The sequence below is a fragment of the Pseudomonas sp. GW821-FHT10B02 genome, from assembly GCF_059415665.1.
Genome location: NZ_JBWKNR010000002.1, coordinates 46359 through 68784, shown reverse-complemented (window position 1 = coordinate 68784; position 22426 = coordinate 46359). Strand labels below are relative to the sequence as shown.

Here is a 22426-nt window from a genome sequence, read left to right as displayed (position 1 = left end):
GGGGCGCCGCCAGAGGCAGCGCCGGGTTAATCGTCGAGGCGCTCTTCCAGCTGGCGCACTTCATAGGCGAGCTTGTCGAGAAACTGCATGCGGCGCATCAGGCGCTCGGCCTGTTCACGCTGCGCAGCATCATCCCAGCAGGCGGCGAAGTCCTCGTTGAGTGCTTCCTGGGCAGTTTTCAGGCGACGCTTGAAAACGGCCACGCCATCGAGGTCGGCACTGTCCTGCAGGTCTTCGAGCTCTTCGCGCAATTGCATCTGCTGCAGCAGGAACTCGGGATCATGGACGGTGACTTCCTGCGGCACTTCATGGCCGCCGATCGCCAACAGGTAGCGGGCACGCCGGGGCGCGCTCTTGAGAGTCTGGTAGGCCTCGTTCAGCGCAGCCGAACGCTCCAGCGCAATGCGCTGTTCACGTTCGGAGGCATCGGCGAAGCGATCCGGATGGACCTCGCGGGCCAGCTCGCGATAGCGAGCGGCCAACTTGTCGAGGTCCAGACGGAAGCCAGGTTGCAGGTCAAACAGGGCGAAATGACAAGGAGTACCCACGCGCAGCCTCAGACGTTGAAGCTTTCGCCGCAGCCACACTCACCGCGTACGTTGGGGTTGTTGAACTTGAAGCCTTCGTTCAACCCTTCCTTGACGAAATCCAGCTCGGTGCCGTCGAGGTACGTCAGGCTTTTCGGATCGATGATCACCTTCTGGCCATGACTTTCGAAGACCTGGTCTTCGTCGGCCAGCTCATCGACGAACTCCAGCACATAGGCCAGGCCCGAGCAGCCGGTGGTGCGCACGCCAAGGCGGATTCCAACGCCTTTGCCGCGTCCATCAATGGAGCGCCGCACATGGTTGGCGGCGGCTTCTGTCATGCTGATAGCCATCGAGACTCCTTACCTGCAACAGGCGAACTTAGAGCAAACCTTTCTTCTGCTTGTAATCGCGCACGGCCGCCTTGATGGCGTCCTCGGCGAGTACCGAGCAGTGGATTTTCACTGGCGGCAGCGCCAGTTCTTCGGCCAGCTGGGTGTTCTTGATGGTTTCGGCTTCGTCCAGCGTCTTGCCCTTCATCCACTCGGTGGCCAGGGAGCTGGAGGCGATGGCCGAACCACAGCCGTAGGTCTTGAACTTGGCATCTTCGATGACGCCCTGCTCGTTGACCTTGATCTGCAGACGCATTACGTCGCCGCACGCTGGAGCACCGACCATGCCGGTGCCGACATCCGGGTCTTCGGCATTCATCTTGCCGACGTTACGCGGGTTTTCGTAGTGGTCGATGACCTTTTCACTGTATGCCATGGTGCAATTCCTTCCTCATCAGAGAGCCGCTCTTGCCGGCGACTACTTAGTGCGCAGCCCACTCAATCTTGGAGATGTCGACGCCGTCTTTGTACATATCCCACAGCGGCGACAGTTCGCGCAGCTTGGTCACGGCCTCGCAAACCTTCTGCGCGGCGTAGTCGATTTCTTCTTCGGTGGTGAAACGACCGAAGGTGAAGCGGATCGAGCTGTGTGCCAGTTCGTCGTTGCGGCCCAGGGCACGCAGCACGTAGGACGGCTCAAGCGAAGCCGAAGTACAGGCCGAGCCGGACGAAACGGCCAGGTCCTTGAGCGCCATGATCAGCGACTCGCCTTCGACGTAGTTGAAGCTCAGGTTCAGGTTGTGCGGGATGCGCGCGGTCATGCAGCCGTTGATGTACAGCTCTTCCAGACCTTCAACCTGCTTGTAGAAGCGGTCGCTCAGGGCCTTGATACGAACGTTCTCGCTGGCCATCAGCTCTTTGGCGATGGCGAAGGCTTCACCCATGCCGACGATCTGGTGGGTCGCCAGGGTGCCCGAACGCATGCCGCGCTCGTGACCGCCGCCGTGCATGGTGGCTTCCAGGCGCACACGAGGCTTGCGGCTGACGTACAGCGCGCCGATGCCTTTAGGGCCGTAGGTTTTGTGTGCAGAGAACGACATCAGGTCGACTTTCAGCTTCTGCAGGTCGATTTCAACCTTGCCGGTCGACTGGGCCGCGTCAACGTGGAACATGACGCCGCGGGCGCGGGTCAGTTCGCCGATGGCAGCGATGTCGTTGATGGTGCCGATTTCGTTGTTCACATGCATGATCGACACCAGGATGGTGTCATCACGCAGGGCAGCTTCAACCATGGCCGGGGTGATCAGGCCATCGGCGCCTGGCTCGATGTAGGTGACTTCGAAGCCTTCACGCTCCAGCTGACGAGTGCTGTCCAGAACAGCCTTGTGCTCGATCTTGGAGGTGATCAGGTGCTTGCCCTTGGTGCTGTAGAAGTGCGCGACGCCCTTGATTGCCAGGTTGTCGGACTCGGTGGCACCGCTGGTCCAGACAATTTCCCGCGGGTCGGCATTGACCAGGTCAGCGACCTGGCGACGGGCGTTCTCGACCGCTTCTTCGGCTTTCCAGCCAAAGACGTGGGAGCGCGACGCCGGGTTACCGAAGTTTCCGTCGACCAGCAGGCAGTCGCTCATTTTCTGGGCAACGCGTGGGTCGACCGGTGTGGTCGCGGAGTAATCGAGGTAGATCGGCAACTTCATTGAATATCTCCTATCAGGCGGTCGCGCCGCGCGTCGAAACGGTCATTCGACGGCGGACGTCTCAATCTTGTCCAGCTGCGGTGCCCGGCCTGCAATACGACGCAGGTCCTGGCGCTGGGCGACTTCTTGTACCTCACGGCGAGTAACAAGGTCAGCCAGGCTGATGCCGCTGAGAAACTCGTGAATCTGCTGGCTCAGGTCACACCACAAGTGGTGGGTCAGGCAGGTGTCGCCGGCGTGGCAATCACCCAGGCCCTGGCAGCGCGTGGCGTCGACCGATTCATTGACCGCGTCGATAACCTGGGCTACCTGAATGCTCTCCATGCTTCGCGACAGCTGATAGCCGCCGCCAGGTCCGCGCACACTGGAAACCAGGCTGCTGCGGCGCAGCTTTGCAAACAGCTGCTCCAGATAAGATAGGGAGATGCCTTGGCGCTCGGAAATGTCGGCCAGAGACACCGGCCCATGCTGCGCGTGCAACGCCAGGTCGAGCATGGCGGTCACGGCGTATCGGCCTTTTGTAGTCAGTCGCATGGCTAGTAGGTACCACGGGGTTACGGGATGGGAGCGAGTATGCAATTCCCGAGCATTTAAGTCAACTATAAGACCTAGTGCTTTAGTCGGGTTTACCGCAAGACGGCGGCCGAATGATAGCAAACTAAGGGGCGCCTGCGCACGCCCCTTCTGTCAATGCGTCGACGCGTCGCTACGCGCTTCGTCCTTGATCTCGGCGAAGTCTTCTTCGCGCAGCGCCGGCAGTTCCTTGGCGCAGTAGTCGCTGCCCAGGCTCTTCAGCGCACCGCACATATCCTCCAGGCGCCCATCGACTGCCTGCAGGTGATCGAGCAACTGACCAATGGCACGGGCCACCGGGTCCGGCATGTCCTCACTGACGCCATAGGCATCGAAGCCGATCTTCTCGGCCATGGCCTTGCGCTTGGCTTCAACCTCGGCGTCGGTCTTGACGATGATGCGCCCCGGGATCCCCACGGCAGTAGCACCCGCCGGCACTGCCTTGGTTACCACGGCGTTGGAGCCGATCTTGGCTCCGGCACCGACGGTAAAAGGCCCCAGCACCTTGGCTCCGGCACCCACCACCACACCATCCTCCAGGGTCGGATGGCGCTTGCCCTTGTTCCAGCTGGTGCCACCCAGGGTCACCCCCTGGTACAAAGTGACATCGTCGCCGATCTCGGCCGTTTCGCCGATCACGATACCCATGCCATGGTCGATGAAGAAGCGCCGACCGACCTTGGCCCCCGGATGAATCTCGATACCGGTCATCCAGCGCCCGAAGTTCGATACCAGCCGGGCCAGCCACTTCCAGTCACGCTTCCACAGCGCGTGCGCCGCCCGGTGCAGCCAGATCGCATGCATGCCCGGATAGCAGGTCAGCACTTCAAAGGCGTTGCGCGCCGCCGGGTCACGGTGGAAAACGCTCTGGATATCTTCACGCAGACGCTCGAACATTTATTGATCCTTGCGCTTATGCGGCTCGCCACGGGCCACTTTCTGGGTTTCCGTGAGGATGCCGCGCAAAATACTCATTTCCGAACGATTGACCGAACTGCGCCCATACAGCCGGCGCAGACGCGGCATCAGGTGCTTGGGCTTTTCCGGGTCGAGGAAGCCGATGTCGACCAGGGTCTTTTCCAGGTGCTCGTAGAACAGCTCCATTTCATCCATGGTCGCCAGCTCGCTGCTGCGCACCGACGTCACCTCGAACTTCTCCACCTTCGAAGGCTGGCCTTCGGCAGCCAGCCAGGCCATGCGCACCTCGTAGGACAGCACCTGCACCGCCGCCGCCAGATTCAGCGAACTGAAATCGGGATTGGAGGGGATGTGCACATGAAAATGGCAACGCTGCAGCTCTTCGTTGGTCAGGCCTGCGTACTCACGACCAAACACCAGGGCGATCTCTTCACCCTGGACGGCATGCTCGATGACTTTGCTGCCGCATTCGCGCGGGTCGACCAGCGGCCAGGGGATGCGACGCTCACGGGCACTGGTGCCAAACACCAGATTGCAACCGACCAACGCCTCTTCGAGGGTGGCAACCACCTGGGCGCCACCGAGCACATCATCGGCACCCGACGCACGGGCATCGGCCTCATGCGACGGAAAATCCTGCGGATCGACCAGCACCAGGCGCGACAAGCCCATGTTTTTCATGGCACGCGCAGCGCCGCCGATATTGCCGGGATGGCTGGTATTGACCAGAACAACACGAATATTTTGCAGCAAGGCGAGCGCTCACAGACACGGGAAAGAGGCAGCAAATCTTACAGAACACACCGACTTTACGCTACGAAAGCAAATGTCACCCTTCTTCGCGCAAAGTTTTCTGCTAGAATGTTCGGCTTTCTTTAACGACCCAGGTGAAACGTCCATGCAGCCCATGCTGAATATCGCGCTGCGCGCCGCCCGCAGCGCCAGTGAATTGATTTTCCGCTCCATCGAGCGCCTGGATACCATCAAGGTTGATGAAAAAGACGCCAAGGATTACGTCTCGGAAGTCGATCGCGCCGCAGAGCAGAAAATCATTGATGCCCTGCGCAAGGCCTATCCGAACCACTCCATCTACGGCGAAGAAACCGGCCTGCACGCCGGCACCGGCGAAGAAGGCAAGGACTACCTGTGGATCATCGACCCACTGGACGGCACCACCAACTTCCTGCGTGGCATTCCGCACTTTGCTGTCAGCATTGCCTGCAAATACCGTGGCCGCCTTGAGCACGCCGTGGTTCTGGACCCTGTCCGCCAGGAAGAATTCACCGCCAGCCGCGGCCGTGGCGCCCAACTGAACGGTCGTCGCCTGCGCGTCAGCGCCCGCACCAGCCTGGAAGGTGCTCTGCTGGGTACCGGCTTCCCGTTCCGCGACAACCAGATGGCTGACCTGGACAACTACCTGGGCATGTTCCGCGCCCTGGTTGGCCAGACCGCCGGCATCCGCCGTGCTGGCGCTGCCAGCCTGGACCTGGCCTACGTCGCCGCCGGCCGCTTCGATGCCTTCTGGGAGTCGGGCCTGTCGGAATACGACATGGCTGCAGGCGCCCTGCTGATCCAGGAAGCTGGCGGCCTGGTGAGCGATTTCACCGGCGGCCACGACTTCCTTGAAAAGGGTCACATCGTCGCTGGCAACATCAAGTGCTTCAAGGCCGTGCTGACCGCTATCCAGCCGCACCTGCCGGCTTCGATCAAACGCTAAGCGTCGATCGAACATAAAAAAGCACCCTTCGGGGTGCTTTTTTTATGGCTGCGGAAGCTTACTGGCCTGGCTGGGCCTCACTCAGGATCAGCTTGCCCTCTTTATCCAGCGGAATCTGCGCACCTGGATCACGATCCATGCGCACCTGACCGACCTTTTCGCCAATCGAATACTTCACGTCATAGCCAACCACTTTCTCGCTCAGGTCATTGACCGTGTTGCAGCGAGTTTGCGTGGTCGTGTAGGTATCGCGCTCCTGCATACCTTCCTGCACTTTGTTACCGGCATAGCCGCCACCGACCGCACCGGCCACCGTGGCAATCTTTTTACCGGTACCACCACCAATCTGGTTACCCAGCAGGCCACCGGCCAGAGCGCCGACCACGGTACCGGCAATCTGATGCTGGTCCTTGACTGGCGCCTGACGTGTAACGGTCACATCCTTGCACACTTCGCGCGGCGTCTTGACGGTCTGCTTGACCGGCTGCACGGCCAGCACCTCAGCGTATTCCGGCCCACTCTTGACCAGGTTGTAGGTGGCTACAGCACCTCCGGCAGTCACACCGACCGCACCCAGAACCGCACCCACCAGCATTGACTTGTTCACGTGAACCTCCTGATCGTACCTGCGGGAACTTTGCCCGCCTTCTCCCTGCCTTGGAGCATAAAAAAAGGCGCGAGTTCAATACTCGCGCCTTCTTCTACGACGAACAGCGTGGGAAAACCCCTTATGGACGGTCGTCCACGCCTTCGGCCTTGGCCGGAGGAATCAGGTCTTCACTGCTCAGGTTCAGCCAGATCAGCACCACGTTGGCGATGTAGATCGACGAGTAGGTACCGGCCATGACGCCGATGAACAACGCCAGCGAGAAGCCCCACAGGTTGTCACCACCGAAGAACAACAGTGCAGCGATGGCCAGCAGGGTCGACACCGAAGTGGCCACGGTACGCAGCAGGGTCTGGGTGGTCGAGATGTTGATGTTCTCGATCAGCGAAGCCTTGCGCAGTACGCGGAAGTTCTCACGCACCCGGTCGAACACCACGATGGTGTCGTTGAGCGAGTAACCGATGATCGCCAGTACCGCCGCCAGCACCGTCAGGTCGAAGGTGATCTGGAAGAACGACAGGATACCCATGGTCACGACCACGTCGTGCACCAGCGAAAGGATCGCACCCAGGGCGAACTTCCACTGAAAACGGAACGCCAGGTAGATCATGATGCCGCCCAAAGCCAGCAACATGCCCAGGCCACCCTGGTCGCGCAGCTCTTCACCGACCTGCGGGCCGACGAACTCGACGCGCTTGACCACCGCCGGGTTGTCGCTGCTGACTTTCTGCAGCGCCTCGGAAACGCGGTTACCCAGCATCGGGTCATCGCCCGGCATACGCACCAGCAAATCGGTGGTAGCGCCGAAGCTCTGTACAACTGCGTCTTCGAAGCCGGCCTTGACCAGTTCCTCACGCACCTGGCCAAGGTTGGCCGGACGCTCGTAGGTCAGCTCGATGAGCGTACCGCCGGTGAAATCCAGGCCGAAGTTGAGCCCTTTGTAGAACCAGCTGAACAGCGCCAGTACGGTAAGAAGCAGGGTGACGCCGAACGCAACGTTGCGCACACCCATGAAGTTAATGGTACGTAACATGGCAGCCCCTTAAACCCACAGCTTCTTGAGATCACGCCCACCGCAGGTCAGGTTGACCATTGCGCGGGTAACCATGACGGCCGTGAACATCGAGGTGAAAATCCCGAGGGACATGGTAACCGCGAAGCCCTTGACCGGACCGGTACCCATGGCGAAGAGGATGCCGCCGACCAGCAAGGTGGTCAGGTTGGCGTCGACAATCGCGGTATAGGCACGGTTGAAGCCTTCGTGGATAGCGCGCTGGATCGACATGCCATTGGCCAGCTCTTCGCGAATCCGCGAGAAGATCAGCACGTTGGCGTCGACCGCCATACCCATGGTCAGGACGATACCGGCGATACCCGGCAGGGTCAGGGTTGCCCCCAGCAGCGACATCAGCGCCAGCAGCATGACCATGTTACCGGCCAGGGCGATGGTAGCGATCAAGCCAAAGGCACGATAGATAGCCATGATGAACAGCGAGACGAACAGCATGCCCCACAGCGATGCATCGATACCCTTGGTGATGTTGTCGGCACCCAGGCTCGGGCCGATGGTGCGCTCTTCAGCGAAGTACATCGGTGCGGCCAGGCCACCAGCACGCAGCAGCAGGGCCAGTTCGGACGATTCACCCTGACCGTTGAGGCCGGTAATACGGAACTGGCTGCCCAGCGGCGACTGAATGGTCGCCAGGCTGATGATTTTCTTCTCTTCGGTGAAGGTCTGGACGGCGACGTCTTTTTCCACGCCATCAACCATCTGCTTCACGTAGCGCGTGGTTGGACGCTGCTCGATGAAGATCACCGCCATGCTGCGACCGACGTTGCTGCGGGTTGCGCGGCTCATCAGTTCGCCACCGTGACCATCCAGACGGATGTTCACCTGCGGACGGCCTTGCTCGTCGAAGCTGGCCTGGGCGTCGGTAACCTGGTCACCGGTGATGATCAGGCCACGCTCGACCGCTGCCGAACGACCGCCTTCGCGGAACTCGAAGGTTTCGGTGGTGGCTTTCGAAGCACCCGGCTCGGCCCCCAGACGGAACTCCAGGTTGGCGGTCTTGCCGAGAATACGCTTGGCTTCGGCAGTGTCCTGCACGCCTGGCAGCTCGACCACGATGCGGTTGGCACCCTGACGCTGTACCAGCGGCTCGGCCACGCCCAGCTCGTTGACCCGGTTACGCACCGTGGTCAGGTTCTGCTTGATCGAGTATTCACGGATTTCCGCGACCTTGGCCGGGGTAATCGCCAGACGCAGCACCGACAAGCCGTTACGCTCGGTGGTGGTCAACTCGAAATCATTGAAATTCTTGCGGATCAGGCTGCGCGCCTGTTCGCGGGATTCATCATCGGAGAAGCCCAGCTGAATGCCGCCATCTTGTTGCGGCAGGCTGCGATAGCGCACACGCTCTTTGCGCAGCAGGCTTTTGACTTCACCTTCATAGACTTTCAGACGGGCCGCCATGGCCTTGTCCATGTCTACTTCAAGCAAGAAGTGCACACCACCGGAGAGGTCCAGACCCAGCTTCATCGGGCTTGCGCCCAGATTGCGCAGCCATTGTGGAGTGGTCGGGGCCAGGTTCAGTGCGACCACGTAGTCGTCGCCCAGTGCCTTGCGCACTACATCCTTGGCTGGAAGTTGATCTTCCTGCTTGGTCAGGCGCAGCAGTGCACCTTTGCCCTTCTCGCCCAGGCTCGCGGCCTTGACCTGGATACCGGCTTCGACGAGCGCTTTGCTCGCGCGATCCAGATCCGCCTGAGTGACCTGCAGCGCCGTACTGGCACCACTGACCTGGACGGCCGGATCATCAGGGTAGAGGTTGGGAGCGGAATAAATAAAACCGATCGCCAGTACCACCAGGATCAGTGCGTATTTCCACAGAGGGTATTTGTTCAGCATCACGCCGCCCGTTCAAGACGCGGGGCGCCTTGCGCGCCCCGTCGATTGGTAAAAAACTGAAACTTAGATCGCTTTGAGCGTACCTTTTGGCAGGGTCGCGGCAACGGCGCCCTTCTGGAACTTCAGCTCAACATTGTCGGACACTTCCAGTACTACGAAGTCGTCGGCAACTTTGACGATCTTGCCAGCGATACCGCCGTTGGTGACAACTTCATCACCTTTTTGCAGGTTGCTCAGCAGGTTCTTCTGCTCTTTGGCACGTTTGGCCTGTGGACGCCAGATCATCAGGTAGAAGATGACCAGGAAGCCGACCAGGAAAATCCACTCAAAACCGGTTCCGGCTGGGCCGGCGGCAGGGGCTGCGGCGTCCGCGTAAGCGGCGGGGATCAGAAAGCTCATTTAGCACTCCAGTTGCAATCAGTACTTGTTAGGGATCGACAGAACATCAGTCCAAGGGCGGCACAGGCAGCCCGCGCTTGGCGTAAAAGGCATCGACAAAGGCGGCCAATGTACCTTGTTGAATAGCCTCGCGTAAACCAGCCATCAAACGCTGGTAATGGCGCAAGTTATGGATCGTATTCAACATACTGCCCAACATTTCGCCGCACTTATCCAGGTGGTGCAGATAAGCACGGGAGAAGTTCTGGCAGGTGTAGCAGTCACAGGTCGGATCCAGTGGCGAATCATCATGGCGATGGAACGCGTTACGGATTTTCAGCACGCCGGTATCGATAAACAGGTGGCCGTTGCGCGCGTTGCGCGTGGGCATCACGCAATCGAACATGTCGACGCCGCGGCGCACACCCTCAACGAGATCTTCCGGCTTGCCTACCCCCATAAGGTAACGAGGTTTGTCAGCCGGCATCTGGCCTGGCAGGTAATCCAGCACCTTGATCATTTCATGCTTGGGCTCGCCTACCGACAGGCCGCCGATGGCCAGGCCGTCGAAGCCGATCTTGTCCAGGCCTTCGAGCGAGCGCATGCGCAGGTCCTGGTGCATGCCGCCCTGGACGATACCGAACAGTGCCGCGGTGTTGTCACCGTGGGCGTTCTTCGAACGCTGGGCCCAGCGCAGCGACAGCTCCATGGAGATGCGCGCGACGTCTTCGTCGGCCGGGTACGGGGTGCATTCGTCGAAGATCATCACCACGTCGGAGCCCAGGTCACGCTGGACCTGCATCGACTCTTCCGGGCCCATGAACACCTTGGAGCCATCGACCGGCGAGGCGAAGGTCACGCCCTCTTCCTTGATCTTGCGCATGGCACCCAGGCTGAACACCTGGAAACCACCGGAGTCGGTGAGGATCGGGCCCTGCCACTTCATGAAGTCGTGCAGGTCGCCGTGGGCCTTGATCACCTCGGTACCCGGGCGCAGCCACAGGTGGAAGGTGTTACCGAGGATCATCTGCGCGCCGATGGCCTCGATGTCGCGCGGCAACATGCCCTTGACCGTGCCATAGGTGCCCACCGGCATGAACGCCGGGGTTTCCACCACACCACGGGGGAACGTCAGGCGGCCGCGACGGGCTTTGCCGTCGGTGGCCAGCAGTTCGAAGGACATACGACAGGTGCGACTCATGCTTGATCCTCGGGGCCGCGCGGCGCCGGATTGCGGGTGATGAACATGGCATCACCGTAACTGAAGAAGCGGTATCCGTTTTCGACCGCCGCCGCGTAGGCAGCCATGGTCTCGGGGTAACCGGCGAAGGCCGAAACCAGCATCAGCAGCGTGGATTCAGGCAAATGGAAGTTGGTGACCAGGGCATCGACCACATGGAATGGCCGGCCCGGGTAGATAAAGATGTCGGTGTCGCCACTGAACGCCTTGAGCACGCCGTCACGGGCAGCACTTTCCAGCGAACGCACGCTGGTGGTACCCACGGCGATAACTCGCCCGCCACGCGCACGGCAGGCAGCCACGGCGTCGACCACGTCCTGGCCGACCTCCAGCCACTCTTTATGCATGTGGTGGTCTTCGATGCGCTCGACCCGCACCGGCTGGAAGGTGCCAGCGCCGACGTGCAGGGTAACAAAGGCGGTTTCCACACCCTTGGCGGCAATCCTGGCCATCAGCGCTTCATCAAAGTGCAGCCCGGCCGTCGGTGCAGCAACCGCACCGGCGCGCTCGGCGTACACCGTCTGGTAGCGCTCGCGGTCGGCGCCTTCATCCGGACGGTCGATATAAGGAGGCAGCGGCATGTGCCCGACACGGTCGAGCAGCGGCAGTACCTCTTCGGCAAAGCGCAGCTCGAACAGCGTGTCGTGACGGGCAACCATCTCGGCCTCGCCACCACCGTCGATGAGAATCTGCGTGCCCGGCTTGGGCGACTTGCTCGACCGCACATGCGCCAGTACCCGATGGCTGTCGAGCACGCGCTCAACGAGGATTTCCAGCTTGCCGCCGCTGGCTTTCTGGCCAAACAGACGCGCCGGAATCACCCGGGTATTGTTGAACACCATCAGATCGCCCGGACGCAGATGCTCGAGCAGATCGGTGAACTGGCGATGAGCCAGCGCCCCGCTCGGCCCGTCCAGGGTCAATAGCCGGCTGCTGTGGCGCTGCGCCAGCGGATGGCGAGCGATCAGGGAATCAGGGAGCTCAAAGGAAAAATCAGCGACGCGCATGATGGTGTTCGGTTTGACAGGGCCGCAAAGTTTAGCCGAAAAGACGAAAATTGACCATGAAACCTGATTGACCAACGGTAGGCACCTCTCTATACTTCGCCGCCACAAGCCCTGATGGCGGAATTGGTAGACGCGGCGGATTCAAAATCCGTTTTCGAAAGGAGTGGGAGTTCGAGTCTCCCTCGGGGCACCAAACGCATAAAAAAGCCGACTGAAAAGTCGGCTTTTTTGTGGGCGCTATTCCGGTGAGAGCGGGCAGTTCAGCCTGTAGGAGCGGATTTAGCGGGACGCCGGACCGCCGCGATGGACTGCGCAGCAGTCCCATCTTTTGGGGCCGCGTTGCGACCCATCGCGGATAAATCCGCTCCTACAAGACAGTTGTTCCCACTTGGAAAACAGAAAACAAAAACCCCCTGCTACATCCGTAACAGGGGGCTTTGGATTAAACCTTGAATGGTTTAATCAGTGCAGCGCTAAAATTACTGCTGTTGTGGCAGCTTGTCGATTGGGCCGCAACCGCCAATAATTTTAGAAACAGAAACCGAAGGGTGGAACAGGTAGTCGTACGAGCAGTTCTTTGGCTGGTTGTAGACTTGACCAGTGCAACCCGAGAGCAGTGCAACGCCCGAAACTACAGCTACAGCAACCGATGCTTTCAACAGCTTTTTCATACAAAGTCCTTTAAATTATGAAGCACCGCCTTAATGGCGGAAGCGCGATTATACGGAAAGCAGGTAAAACTCTCCAGTCGGCTGCAGCGCTCGCTTGCAGGCCATCTTGAACGATAAAAAGTCTTCGCCCCGATGGCGCAATCGGACTCGATCACGGCGCAATCGACAAACACACCAATCGATACTCCTGGGTAATGTGGCCTGGCCTTTTTTAGCCGTGCGTTCGTCGTGATGACTGATCGACTAGAACAACTTGTGCGTTTCAGCTATGCAACTTCAAAGGTGTTCGAAGGGAAAGGAGTGATGTTCGCCTAACGGTCAGTCAGTACGTCCCAAGATCAAACACAAAGAGAATAAGCATAATGATCAGCTTGGGCTCCGAAGATTCGAAAGGTCAGTTGGCGCAGGGGTTCAAGCCGCGCCATGTCACCATGCTTTCCATTGCCGGCATCATCGGTGCCGGGCTGTTCGTCGGCTCCGGGCACGCCATTGCCGCCGCCGGGCCGGCAGCGATACTGGCTTACTTCCTCTCCGGCATCCTGGTCATTCTGGTGATGCGCATGCTCGGTGAAATGGCCGTGGCCAACCCCGATACCGGCTCGTTTTCCACCTATGCCGACCAGGCCATCGGGCCTTGGGCGGGCTTTACCATCGGCTGGATGTACTGGTGGTTCTGGGTGCTGGTCATTCCCATCGAAGCACTGGCCGCCGGGCATGTATTGAACAGCTGGTTCCCCCAGGTCGAAGCCTGGTTGTTTGCCCTGCTGTCGATCATTGCCCTGGCGGCGACCAACCTGTTCAGCGTGGCCAAGTACGGCGAGTTCGAATTCTGGTTCGCGATGTTCAAGGTGCTGGCGATCATCGCCTTCATAAGCCTCGGCGCCGCGGTGCTGATGGGCTGGGTGCCGGATCGGGAAGTCAGCGGCTTCAGCCGCCTGCTGGATGAGCATGGCGGCTTCGCCCCCAATGGCGTGTCTGCGGTAGTGGGCGCCTTCATCACCGTCATGTTCAGTTTTATCGGCATTGAAGCGGTAACCATCGCCGCCGCCGAATCGCAAAGCCCGGCGAAGAACATCGCCAAGGCGACCCGCTCGGTGATCTGGCGGATCGGCGTGTTCTACCTGCTGTCGATTTCGGTGATCATTTCCATCGTGCCGTGGAACGATCCGCAGCTGGCATCGGTGGGCTCCTACCAGCGGGCGCTGGAGCTGATGAACATTCCCCACGCCAAATTCATGATGGACGTGGTGGTGCTGGTGGCTGTGGCCAGCTGCATGAATTCGTCGATCTACATTGCTTCGCGCATGCTCTATTCACTCGGCAAGCGCGGCGAGGCGCCACGGCAGGTGAAGGTCACCTCGAAGGTCGGCGTACCGAGGACGGCGGTTATCGCCAGCACCGTACTGGGAGCGATCATCACCGTGGTCAGCTACTTCGCTCCGGCCGGGCTGTTCCAGTTCCTGCTGGCCAGTTCCGGCGCCATCGCCTTGCTGGTGTACCTGGTGATCGCCATCTCGCAGTTGCGCATGCGCCGCAGGCTGCAACAGCAAAAGACCCAGCTCAACTTCCATATGTGGCTGTTCCCGTGGCTGACCTACGCCGTCATCGCTTTTATCGTCGCAGCGCTCGGGGTCATGCTGGTGACGCCGGAGCACCGCTCCGAGGTGACCTCGACCATCGGCCTGGCGCTGGTGATTTCCTTGCTTGGCATCGTGCTGACGCGCCAGCACGGGCAACCGGCGCGGTCAGCTCAACAGCTGGGTAAAACCTGAGTTCAGACCAGCGGCAGCTGGTGGGTCACGCAGTGAATACCACCCCCGCCCGCGGCAATGGCATCGATATTGAGCTGTACCACCTCACGGTCCGGGTACAGCTCGGTCAGCAGCTCGAAGGCTTTGGTATCAGCGGCCTTGTCGCCAAACTGCGGGGCAATCACTGCGCCATTGATAACGAAGTAGTTGATGTAACCGGCGGCAAAGTCCGGGTTGTTCTTGCTGAACTTGCTGTTGCGCGGCTTCAGCGGTGGCGACACGGTATGCACCTTGAGCTTGCGGCCATCGGCGTCGGTCGCGTTGCTGAGTATTTTCAGGTGCGCCTTGGTGACCTTGTGATCGTAGGAATCGGGATCGGTGTCGAGATTGGCGATGATCACCCCAGGTTCAACAAAGCGCGCATAGAAATCGACATGCGCATCGGTGATGTCCTTGCCCTTGATACCCGGCAGCCAGATGATCTTGCGCAATCCCAGGCGCGCCTTCAGCTCTTCTTCAACTTCAGCCTTGCTCCAGTCGGGGTTGCGGTTGGCATTGATCCAGCAACTTTCGGTCATGATCGCGGTGCCGTGGCCATCCACTTCAATGCCGCCGCCCTCGCCTACCAGTTCGCTGCGCAGGTAAGTCGCTTCAGCATCGTCAGCCAACAATCGCGCGACACGGGCATCGTATTTATGCTGCTGCTTGTTGCCCCAGCCATTGAAGTTGAAATCGACCGCGCCCAAGTCGCCCTGCTCGGTAATGACGAAGTTGGCACCGATGTCGCGCATCCAGATGTCATCCAGTTCGGTGGTGACAAAAGTGGTGTTCTTGCTGCCGCACAGTTCTTGCGCCAGATCGCGTTCGCTGGCACGGCACAACACAGTGACCGGCTGGTAGCGGGCGATGGTGCTGGCGATCAGGCCGATGGCTTCCTGCACGTCGGCGGTGAAGTCTTCCCAGATGGCCTCCTGCGCGCCAAAAGAGACGAAGGCGCACTGCTGCTTGTCGCCCTCGTCAGGCATGAACCATTGTTTGCCGCCGGCCGCCAGCGACTGCGGGACACTCAGACCAAAACCCATGGAGGCGACCAGCCCCAAGCCTGCGGTCGCTGAAACCTGTTTAATGAACTCACGACGCGTTGGCATCTGTTTGACTCTCTTTCAATTCGTTTACGTGCGCCGTGCAATCAACTGCCCGGGGCGGTCTTGAACTTGGTCCACACGCGCATCCGCGCACGCATGTCGGACTGCGGAATATCCTTGCCGGTAACCAGGCGCTCGAAGGTGGCTTCTGGCGGGTAGATATCCGGGTTGTTGCGCATCTGTGGATCGACATCCGGACGCGCCTTGGCGTTCGAGGTCGGGTATCCGGTGAAATTGCTGATGGCCGCCATGTTCTCCGGACGCATGACGAAGTTGATGAAGGTATAGGCGTACTCCGGGTGTTTGGCATCCACCGGAATGGCCATGTTGTCCATCCACACCGTGGTGCCCTCCTTGGGGATACGGTACTGGAAGCTGACTTTCTTGCTGGCTGAGTCCGCCGTGCGCTGGGCCTGGGTCATGTCGCCGCTGTAACCGAGCGACAGGCACAAGTTGCCGTTGACCAGGTCGGTCACCGGTTGCGACTGGAACTTGCGGATATACGGCCGAATCTTCAGCAACAGTTCACCGGCGGCGGCCAGGTCTTCGCGCTTGGCGCTGCGCGGGTCGCGGCCCAGGTAGTTGAGGACCACGGCCAGCACTTCGTCCGGCGAATCGATCATCGAGATCCCGCAGTCGGCGAACCTGGCGGCAAGCTCTGGCTTGAACAGCAGGTCCAGGCTCTCCACCGGTGCATCCGCCATGCGCTGGCGGATCTGTTCGTCGTTGTAGGTCAGGCCGATGGTGCCCCAGGTGTAGGGCACCGTGGCTTTGCTGGCGTGCGGGTAATGGCTGCGCAGCTTCTGCAAACCCGGCTCGACATCGGCCAGCGCCTCAAGCTTCGCAGGGTCCAGCGCCTGCAGGCTGCCGGCACGCATCAGGCGTTCGGCCACGGTGTCGCCGGGGAAGATCAGGTCGTAACCGCTGCCGCCGGTCATCAGCTTGGCCTCCAGCACTTCACTGCCATCCATGACGTCGTAGATCACCTTGATTCCGGTTTCGGCGGTGAACCTCGACAGCGTGTCTTCGGCAAAGTAATCCGCCCAGTTGTACAGCCGCAGGGTCTTGTCCTCGGCCTGCGCTTTGGTCAGGCTGGCCCCCAGCGCCAGGCCGAGGGTGAGCAGCAAATGCTTGTGGCTGATGTTCATGTCACACCCCTTGAGTCTTCCAGCATGCATTGACTTGACGGCCATCGAGCCCGAGCAGCGCGGCGTACATTTCCGGACGACGATCGCGGTAGATCCCCCAGGTCAGGCGCTCCTCGCGCATCGCCGCCAGGTCCAGCTGCTGCACCAGAACGCCAGGCGTGCTGCGGTCGGCCTCGACCAGCAATTTGCCTTTGTGGTTGCTGATGAAGGACGAGCCGTAGAAGGTCATCTGCAATTCGGGATCGGTAGTTGCTGCCTCAAGCCCCACACGGTTGGCGGCCACGACGGGCAGGATGTTTGCCGCCGCGTGACCGCGCATCGCCATCTGCCAGTGATCACGCGAATCCAGCTCGGCCGCGCCCGGCTCGGAGCCGATAGCGGTCGGGAACAGCAGCACCTCGGCGCCCATCAGCGCCAGGCAGCGTGCAGTCTCGGGGAACCACTGGTCCCAGCAAATACCCACACCGAGGCGCCCGAAGGCCGTGTCCCAAACGCGGAAGCCGGTATCGCCAGGGCTGAAGTACTCCTTCTCCTGATAGCCGATGGCGTTGGGGATGTGAGTCTTGCGATACACCCCCAACAGGCGGCCATCGGCATCGGCCACACTCAGCGAGTTGAAGTAGGCGTTGCCGGCCTTCTCGAACCAGCTCAACGGCAATACCACCCCCAACTCCCGCGCCAGTGCGGCGAAGCGTTTGAGTACCTGGCTGTGTTGGTATTCCTCGGCCAGTGCCAAATGTTTGTGATGCTGCTCGATGCAAAAGTACGGCGTGGCAAACAACTCCTGCAGCAGAATCACCTGAGCCCCTTGAGCGGCCGCTTCGCGTACCAGTTGCTCGGCCCGATCAAGGTTGTGCTGCAGGTTCCAGGTGCACGGCATCTGCGTGCTGGCGACGGTCAGTAGTGTCATGGCATTACCCCTTCACTGGCCAAGCGGGCTGCTGTTGGGTGATGCAATGCACACCGCCGCCGCCGTGGGCCAGGTTGTTGATCTGCACCGGAACCACTTCGCGGCCCGGGAATGCCTTGGCCAATACGTCTGCAGCTGCCTGGTCGGCCTCAATGCCGTAGGCCGGCATGATGATCGCGCCATTGGCGATGTAGAAGTTGGTGTAGGAGGCGCAGAACACCTCGGCATCGACATCCACCGCCTCGCTGGCTTCATACAGTTCGAGCATTTCAAAACACCGGCCTTGCGCATCGGTGGCCAGCTCCAGCGCCCGACGGTTTTCCCGCGCAACCTGGGCATACACCGAGCTCTGATCATGAGTCGCATCAACCAGCAAGACGCCGGGACGGGCAAAGACGCAGACGCCATCGACGTGGCCGTCGGTCATGTCGCCGGTGACGTAGTCCGGATCGCCTGGCAGCCAGATGGTTTTCTTCACGCCGAGAAAACGGGTGAAGATTTCCTCGATCTCGGCCTTGGTCATTCCCGGATTGCGGTTGGGATTGAGCAACACCGACTCGGTGGTGATCAGGGTGCCTTCGCCGTCGACATGAATAGCCCCACCTTCGTTGCTCAAGGCAGTACCAAAGCAGTCCAGACCGAGCTGGTTGAGCACGCGCCGCGCCAGGCTTTCGTCCAGATCATGCGCCGACTTGCCGCCCCAGGCGTTGAAGCGCCAGCTGACACCGGCCAGCCCTTGTTGCGGGTGGCAGATGAAGCTCGGGCCGGAGTCGCGGCACCAGCTGTCGTTGACCGCCAGTTCGATCAGCTCGATGTTCGCTCCGCACAGGTCGCTGGCACTGGCTCGGGCGCAAGGATCCACCACCATCTTGACCGGTTCGAAGCGAGCAATGGCATTGGCAACACGGGCAAAGTCCACCTGAACCTGCTCCAGGGTCACGCCCCAGCCGGACTCCCACAACGCCTGGTTGTGCGGCCAGACCATCCAGGTCGCTGCATGGTTCACCCACTCTGCGGGCATGAACCAACCACTGCTCAGATCGCCATTGCGCTGCATGCTTCTCACCTTTCAGTTAAGGGATATTTATTACTGAAAACCGCTGCTGCGGTGATGAACACAATGCTATGGCTTCATAATTGCGCGAACAAACGATAGATTTAGCCGACAACTGATCAGTAGAGCTTATCAATGCTAAAGCACTGGCCTCCCTTGAATGCCCTGCGCGGCTTTGAAGCTGCCGCGCGCCTGGGCAGTTTTCATAAAGCCGCCGAAGAGCTGCACCTGACCCAGTCTGCGATCAGCCAGCAGATCCGCAGCCTGGAGACTTTCCTCGAGCAGCCGCTGTTCTTTCGCAACGGCCGCAGCGTCAGCCTGACCGACGCCGGTTACGACCTGCAGAGCACCACCCAGGCGATGCTGCAGCAGTTGTCGGTTGGCATCCGGCGCCTGGAGCAGTACCGCAAGCCCAATCAGCTGGTGGTCAACACCACCCCGGCGTTCGCCCGGCACTGGTTGTTGCCGCGCCTTGGGGACTTTCATCGTCAGCATCCGGAGGTTGATCTGTGGTTGTTTACCAGCTTCGATCCGCCGGACATGGCCACGCAAACCATCGACCTGAGCCTGCGCGACGACCTCAGCGCCCAGGCCGAGTGCAGTCACCAGACCCTGTTTCGCGACCGTCTGTATCCGGCCTGCCATCCTGATTTGCTCAAGTTGCCCGCAGCGCAGCGCACCACCTTGCATGGCGAACGGGAAATGGACTGGAGTCACTGGGTGGTTGAGGGCGGTGAGGATGTGGGCCAGCGCAGCAACGGCTTGAACTTCTCCGACCCTGGGTTGCTGCTCGATGCGGCGTGTGCTGGCCATGGCATTGCGCTGGTCAGTCAGTTGCTTGCCATGCAGGCGTGTACGCAGGGGTTGTTACAGCCGTTGTGTGCGCAAACGGTAAGGGGGCCTGATTGGAGTTGCCTGATTCATCGGGACAGTGAGAAGAGCCCGTTGACGCGGAGTTTCAGTACCTGGTTGCAGGCCAACTTGGCAACTGCGACGGCTTAATGATTCGAAGGCGCATGTGGCAAAGCTAAAAGATCGATCCCCAAGGCACGGATAACTTTGAGCACAGTGTCGAAGCGAGGCTTTGCTCCTGGAGACAATGCCTTGTATAGGCTTTCACGACCTAGCCCGCTGGCGGTTGCCACCTGGGCCATACCACGGGCCTTGGCAACGTAGCCAAGCGCCCTTATCAGTTCTTCGTGGTCGCCATCAGCAAGCACCTGGGAGAGGTATTCACTGATCGCCTCATCGCTATCCAGCAGTGTTGCCATGTCGAATGTGCTGAGTGTGAGGCTCATGTTCAAACGTCCTTGACCAGCTTCCTGGCCAGTTGAATATCTTTGGATTGCGAGGATTTGTCTCCACCCGCCAGCAAGACGATTACAACGCCGTCGCGAACGGTGAAATACACCCGGTAACCCGCTCCAACATCAATGCGCATTTCAGATACTTGCCCCCCGACAGACTTGACGTCCCCCAGGTTTCCTACACTTGCACGTTCAATTCTTCGTGCAATCGCCACTTTTGCGCGTAGATCGCGAATGGATACCAACCAAGAGGAAAATCCAGGTGTCTGCAGCACACGATAGAGCACGTCCTAACCCAATGTATCCCTTTGGATACAAGCTGACAAGCTGAAGTCCATACCTTCCGTCCCCCGGCGAATGACTGGCCGAACAACTCAGGTGCTTATAGCTGTCAACAATGACACTGCGGAAAAGGTTGAAGGGCGCATCTGTTTCGCTATTTCGTGTAGTCCATTTCCCAAGCATAATCCCCGGGCACTTCAGCTGTTGCGCCTGCCTCGGTAGCTGCCTAGTCTTGGCCGGTCGTTGCTAATTCAACGACCGGTTTTGACAGACCGTCCTTACTTAGGCGCGACAACTGCCGTTATGGCAGCTGTACGTGGGGCACACTCGTGTGCGCCGGGTTCCTAAGTCCCTGGTCTGTCAACCCGCGTACAGCTGCCACCCATTCGTTTGACAGCGGTAGGTGGTAGCTCCATAGAGACTTAGGAGTTGACCATGCTGAAAATCGTCCCCGATCCCCCGCTTCTTCCCACCGAATCCCCTTATTGCCTTGAAGACGCCCTGGTCTATGCCTCCGAGCATTTGAGCTGTGCGCTAGCTGTGTTGCTGCACCCTGACCTGCAGGGCCAAGCGCTGGCACGCGCTGCGGTGCACGAGATGGAGACGGCACGCAGCCGTGTTGAGCAGGCGCTGGCCTGCGTTCAGATGCATAACTGATTGCGAGCGCTTCGCGCTCGATCGCAGGCTTCGCCAGCTCCCACAGGGTCCGGGTGCACCCTGAACACTGTGGGAGCCGGCATTGCCGGCGATGGGCGCGACCCTCAGTTCGAGGTTCACTCATGAACAATGCAACTACCGGCGCGGTAACCTTCGCCAACTACCAGCTGTTTCGCGTCAACCCTGGAATTTCCTCCGAGCACGCACTTAACCAGGCGTCCATGCTCATGGCCTGCGTAAACAAGCTGACTTTACTGGGGGAAACAGAGGAAGACGCGACCCTGGTGTGGGCCGCGCATTTTCTAGGCGAGATGGCCAAAGCGATTATCGATGATGTGAACCTGTAGCCCTTATCAGCAACCACTCAAGGTAGCCGGGCGACGCTCACCCTCAAAGAAGAACGGACGAATGCGCACACCGATCACGTTGCCGGCATACGCCGCGATCAGCCAAAGCCAGCCATGCACACTGCCTGAGGCGATGCCGCTGAAGTACGCACCGATGTTACAGCCATAAGCCAGGCGCGAACCGTAGCCCAGCAGCAGGCCGCCAATCACCGCCGCTACCAGCGAGCGCGTGGGGATGTTCAGGTTAGGTGCAAAACGACCGGCCAGACCGGCAGCCAGGAGCGCACCGAGAACGATGCCGATATCCATTACCGTGGTCACATCCTCCCACAGCGGCGAAGCCAGCGCCTTGGCATTGGCCGGCACCTGCCAGAACGCCCAGCTGCCGACATCCACTCCCAGGCCACCAAGGGTTTTCGCGCCCCACAAGGCGAACGCCGAAGTAATCCCCCACGGACGCCCGGCCAGCGCCAGGGTCAGGTAGTTGAGCAGCGCCAAGGCCACCGCGCCCCACAGCAGCGGCCACGGCCCCCGCAGAAAACGGCGCAGCCCTTGATGCTCACTGTGCGGCGCGGTTTCGAGCAGACCGTGGCGGCGTCTTTCCAGCACTACCGTAAGCCAGGCAATCAACGCAAACACCACCAGGCTTACGAGCAAAGCGGGCATCAGTCCAAACGTCTGAACAATCGAAGTCGCCGGGAACGAAGGCAGCGAGAACCACCAGTCAACGTGATGGGTGGCGGTCACCGAACCGATGATGAAAAACAGCAGGGTTACCAGCATCCGCGCATTGCCGCCACCAACCGTGAACAACGTGCCGGAAGCGCAGCCACCGCCCATCTGCATGCCGATGCCGAAAATGAACGCACCGAACACCACCGAGACCCCGGCCGGCGCCACCAGCCCTTTGACCGGCTGACCGAACAAGGTCCCGGCATCCAGCGCCGGGAAGAACAGCAGCACGGCGAGGGTCAGCATCACCATCTGCGCCCGCAGGCCTGCACCGCGGCGTTCGTTGATGAACACGCGCCAGGCCGAAGTGAAACCGAAGGCGGCGTGATACAGGGTCAAACCCAGGGCGGCACCAACGATCAACAGCAGCACTTGATTGCTGCCGACATTAGCGTTGAGAAACAGCGCGCCAATCAACAGCAGTGCCAGGGCGAACAGCGGCGCCCCGAGGCGGCGTTCAGGCACGGTGGGAACAGAAAGACTCATGACAGTATCCGCGTGGCGATTTTACAGGCTGC

At 60.2% G+C, this 22426-nt stretch carries 26 protein-coding genes and 1 tRNA gene; 6 read left to right on the top strand and 21 right to left on the bottom strand.

All coding sequences use genetic code 11. The features are described from left to right. Positions 1 to 26: 26 nt before the first annotated feature. From hscB to trmJ, 7 genes are all read right to left on the bottom strand, one after another. A complete protein-coding gene (gene hscB / locus AC07OF_RS03295; protein WP_157194065.1) occupies positions 27 to 548 on the bottom strand; it encodes a co-chaperone HscB in 522 nt (173 codons plus the stop codon). 8 nt (positions 549 to 556) lie between these two features. Continuing rightward, the gene (gene iscA / locus AC07OF_RS03290; RefSeq protein ID WP_038614517.1) at positions 557 to 880 is read right to left on the bottom strand and encodes an iron-sulfur cluster assembly protein IscA; all 324 of its coding nucleotides are present in this window, start codon (positions 878 to 880) and stop codon (positions 557 to 559) included. A gap of 28 nt (positions 881 to 908) precedes the next feature. Further along, a complete protein-coding gene (gene iscU, locus AC07OF_RS03285; RefSeq protein WP_002552476.1) occupies positions 909 to 1295 on the bottom strand; it encodes a Fe-S cluster assembly scaffold IscU in 387 nt (128 codons plus the stop codon). Between the two features lie 46 nt (positions 1296 to 1341). Beyond that, positions 1342 to 2556: an IscS subfamily cysteine desulfurase gene (locus tag AC07OF_RS03280; protein WP_038614518.1), complete on the bottom strand. Its 1215-nt coding sequence runs from the start codon at positions 2554 to 2556 to the stop codon at positions 1342 to 1344. Between the two features lie 42 nt (positions 2557 to 2598). Then, complete coding sequence (gene iscR, locus AC07OF_RS03275) at positions 2599 to 3090, bottom strand: Fe-S cluster assembly transcriptional regulator IscR (protein ID WP_038614519.1); 492 nt, start codon at positions 3088 to 3090, stop codon at positions 2599 to 2601. Positions 3091 to 3243: 153 nt separating this feature from the next. Beyond that, positions 3244 to 4026 (bottom strand): serine O-acetyltransferase, encoded by a 783-nt coding sequence (cysE, locus tag AC07OF_RS03270; RefSeq protein ID WP_038614520.1) that lies wholly within the window; start codon positions 4024 to 4026, stop codon positions 3244 to 3246. Continuing rightward, positions 4027 to 4800, bottom strand: coding sequence for a tRNA (cytosine(32)/uridine(32)-2'-O)-methyltransferase TrmJ (gene trmJ / locus AC07OF_RS03265; protein ID WP_157194069.1), 774 nt, complete (start codon positions 4798 to 4800; stop codon positions 4027 to 4029). It lies immediately after the preceding gene. A 145-nt stretch (positions 4801 to 4945) separates the two neighbouring features. Here trmJ and suhB point away from each other — a divergent pair, with 145 nt between their 5' ends. Then, positions 4946 to 5764, top strand: coding sequence for a type III secretion system regulator SuhB (gene suhB / locus AC07OF_RS03260; protein ID WP_038614523.1), 819 nt, complete (start codon positions 4946 to 4948; stop codon positions 5762 to 5764). 58 nt (positions 5765 to 5822) lie between these two features. Here the strand turns inward: suhB and AC07OF_RS03255 are convergent, their stop codons facing one another. From AC07OF_RS03255 to queA, 6 genes are all read right to left on the bottom strand, one after another. Beyond that, positions 5823 to 6371 (bottom strand): glycine zipper 2TM domain-containing protein, encoded by a 549-nt coding sequence (locus tag AC07OF_RS03255; protein ID WP_157194071.1) that lies wholly within the window; start codon positions 6369 to 6371, stop codon positions 5823 to 5825. Between the two features lie 121 nt (positions 6372 to 6492). Continuing rightward, positions 6493 to 7404 (bottom strand): protein translocase subunit SecF, encoded by a 912-nt coding sequence (gene secF / locus AC07OF_RS03250; RefSeq protein WP_038614525.1) that lies wholly within the window; start codon positions 7402 to 7404, stop codon positions 6493 to 6495. A gap of 9 nt (positions 7405 to 7413) precedes the next feature. After that, on the bottom strand, positions 7414 to 9279 hold the full coding sequence (gene secD / locus AC07OF_RS03245; protein ID WP_157194073.1) for a protein translocase subunit SecD: 1866 nt from the start codon (positions 9277 to 9279) through the stop codon (positions 7414 to 7416). A 63-nt stretch (positions 9280 to 9342) separates the two neighbouring features. Continuing rightward, positions 9343 to 9678 carry a preprotein translocase subunit YajC gene (gene yajC / locus AC07OF_RS03240; RefSeq protein ID WP_010223473.1) on the bottom strand — a complete coding sequence of 112 codons (336 nt, stop codon included), beginning with the start codon at positions 9676 to 9678 and terminating at the stop codon, positions 9343 to 9345. A gap of 46 nt (positions 9679 to 9724) precedes the next feature. Beyond that, positions 9725 to 10840, bottom strand: coding sequence for a tRNA guanosine(34) transglycosylase Tgt (gene tgt, locus AC07OF_RS03235; RefSeq protein ID WP_167335154.1), 1116 nt, complete (start codon positions 10838 to 10840; stop codon positions 9725 to 9727). 14 nt (positions 10841 to 10854) lie between these two features. Next, positions 10855 to 11904, bottom strand: a complete 1050-nt coding sequence (gene queA / locus AC07OF_RS03230; RefSeq protein WP_157194075.1) for a tRNA preQ1(34) S-adenosylmethionine ribosyltransferase-isomerase QueA — start codon at positions 11902 to 11904, stop codon at positions 10855 to 10857. A 108-nt stretch (positions 11905 to 12012) separates the two neighbouring features. On the opposite strand from queA, the gene AC07OF_RS03225 reads away from it, so the two are divergent. Continuing rightward, positions 12013 to 12097, top strand: a tRNA-Leu gene (locus AC07OF_RS03225). A gap of 286 nt (positions 12098 to 12383) precedes the next feature. Here AC07OF_RS03225 and AC07OF_RS03220 read toward each other — a convergent pair. Then, positions 12384 to 12575 (bottom strand): DUF4223 family protein, encoded by a 192-nt coding sequence (locus AC07OF_RS03220; protein ID WP_075226586.1) that lies wholly within the window; start codon positions 12573 to 12575, stop codon positions 12384 to 12386. Between the two features lie 362 nt (positions 12576 to 12937). Between AC07OF_RS03220 and gabP the strand changes: the two genes are divergently transcribed. Beyond that, the gene (gene gabP / locus AC07OF_RS03215) at positions 12938 to 14347 is read left to right on the top strand and encodes a GABA permease (protein ID WP_157194078.1); all 1410 of its coding nucleotides are present in this window, start codon (positions 12938 to 12940) and stop codon (positions 14345 to 14347) included. 2 nt (positions 14348 to 14349) lie between these two features. Here gabP and AC07OF_RS03210 read toward each other — a convergent pair whose 3' ends face one another. The 4 genes from AC07OF_RS03210 to AC07OF_RS03195 are packed head-to-tail and all read right to left on the bottom strand — an operon-like array spanning position 14350 to position 18586. After that, a complete protein-coding gene (locus AC07OF_RS03210) occupies positions 14350 to 15474 on the bottom strand; it encodes an agmatine deiminase family protein (RefSeq protein WP_157194080.1) in 1125 nt (374 codons plus the stop codon). A gap of 41 nt (positions 15475 to 15515) precedes the next feature. Continuing rightward, positions 15516 to 16619 (bottom strand): extracellular solute-binding protein, encoded by a 1104-nt coding sequence (locus AC07OF_RS03205; RefSeq protein WP_495072573.1) that lies wholly within the window; start codon positions 16617 to 16619, stop codon positions 15516 to 15518. A 1-nt stretch (position 16620) separates the two neighbouring features. Then, the gene (aguB, locus tag AC07OF_RS03200) at positions 16621 to 17529 is read right to left on the bottom strand and encodes an N-carbamoylputrescine amidase (protein WP_191832334.1); all 909 of its coding nucleotides are present in this window, start codon (positions 17527 to 17529) and stop codon (positions 16621 to 16623) included. Between the two features lie 4 nt (positions 17530 to 17533). After that, positions 17534 to 18586 carry an agmatine deiminase family protein gene (locus AC07OF_RS03195; protein WP_495072572.1) on the bottom strand — a complete coding sequence of 351 codons (1053 nt, stop codon included), beginning with the start codon at positions 18584 to 18586 and terminating at the stop codon, positions 17534 to 17536. Positions 18587 to 18718: 132 nt separating this feature from the next. On the opposite strand from AC07OF_RS03195, the gene AC07OF_RS03190 reads away from it, so the two are divergent. Next, positions 18719 to 19585, top strand: coding sequence for a LysR substrate-binding domain-containing protein (locus AC07OF_RS03190; RefSeq protein ID WP_342623218.1), 867 nt, complete (start codon positions 18719 to 18721; stop codon positions 19583 to 19585). On the opposite strand, the gene AC07OF_RS03185 is transcribed toward AC07OF_RS03190, so the two are convergent. Together AC07OF_RS03185 and AC07OF_RS03180 are read right to left on the bottom strand one after the other, a co-directional pair. Beyond that, positions 19582 to 19881 (bottom strand): addiction module antidote protein, encoded by a 300-nt coding sequence (locus AC07OF_RS03185; RefSeq protein WP_157194089.1) that lies wholly within the window; start codon positions 19879 to 19881, stop codon positions 19582 to 19584. The two genes, AC07OF_RS03190 and AC07OF_RS03185, sit on opposite strands and share 4 nt — an antisense overlap. Before the next feature lie 2 nt (positions 19882 to 19883). Further along, a complete protein-coding gene (locus AC07OF_RS03180; protein ID WP_342623219.1) occupies positions 19884 to 20177 on the bottom strand; it encodes a type II toxin-antitoxin system RelE/ParE family toxin in 294 nt (97 codons plus the stop codon). Positions 20178 to 20607: 430 nt separating this feature from the next. Here AC07OF_RS03180 and AC07OF_RS03175 point away from each other — a divergent pair, with 430 nt between their 5' ends. Then, complete coding sequence (locus tag AC07OF_RS03175; RefSeq protein WP_157194093.1) at positions 20608 to 20829, top strand: hypothetical protein; 222 nt, start codon at positions 20608 to 20610, stop codon at positions 20827 to 20829. A gap of 122 nt (positions 20830 to 20951) precedes the next feature. Further along, positions 20952 to 21176 carry a DUF3077 domain-containing protein gene (locus tag AC07OF_RS03170; protein WP_157194095.1) on the top strand — a complete coding sequence of 75 codons (225 nt, stop codon included), beginning with the start codon at positions 20952 to 20954 and terminating at the stop codon, positions 21174 to 21176. Between the two features lie 6 nt (positions 21177 to 21182). Here the strand turns inward: AC07OF_RS03170 and AC07OF_RS03165 are convergent, their stop codons facing one another. Continuing rightward, positions 21183 to 22394 carry a YeeE/YedE family protein gene (locus AC07OF_RS03165; protein ID WP_157194097.1) on the bottom strand — a complete coding sequence of 404 codons (1212 nt, stop codon included), beginning with the start codon at positions 22392 to 22394 and terminating at the stop codon, positions 21183 to 21185. Between the last annotated feature and the right edge of the window lie 32 nt (positions 22395 to 22426).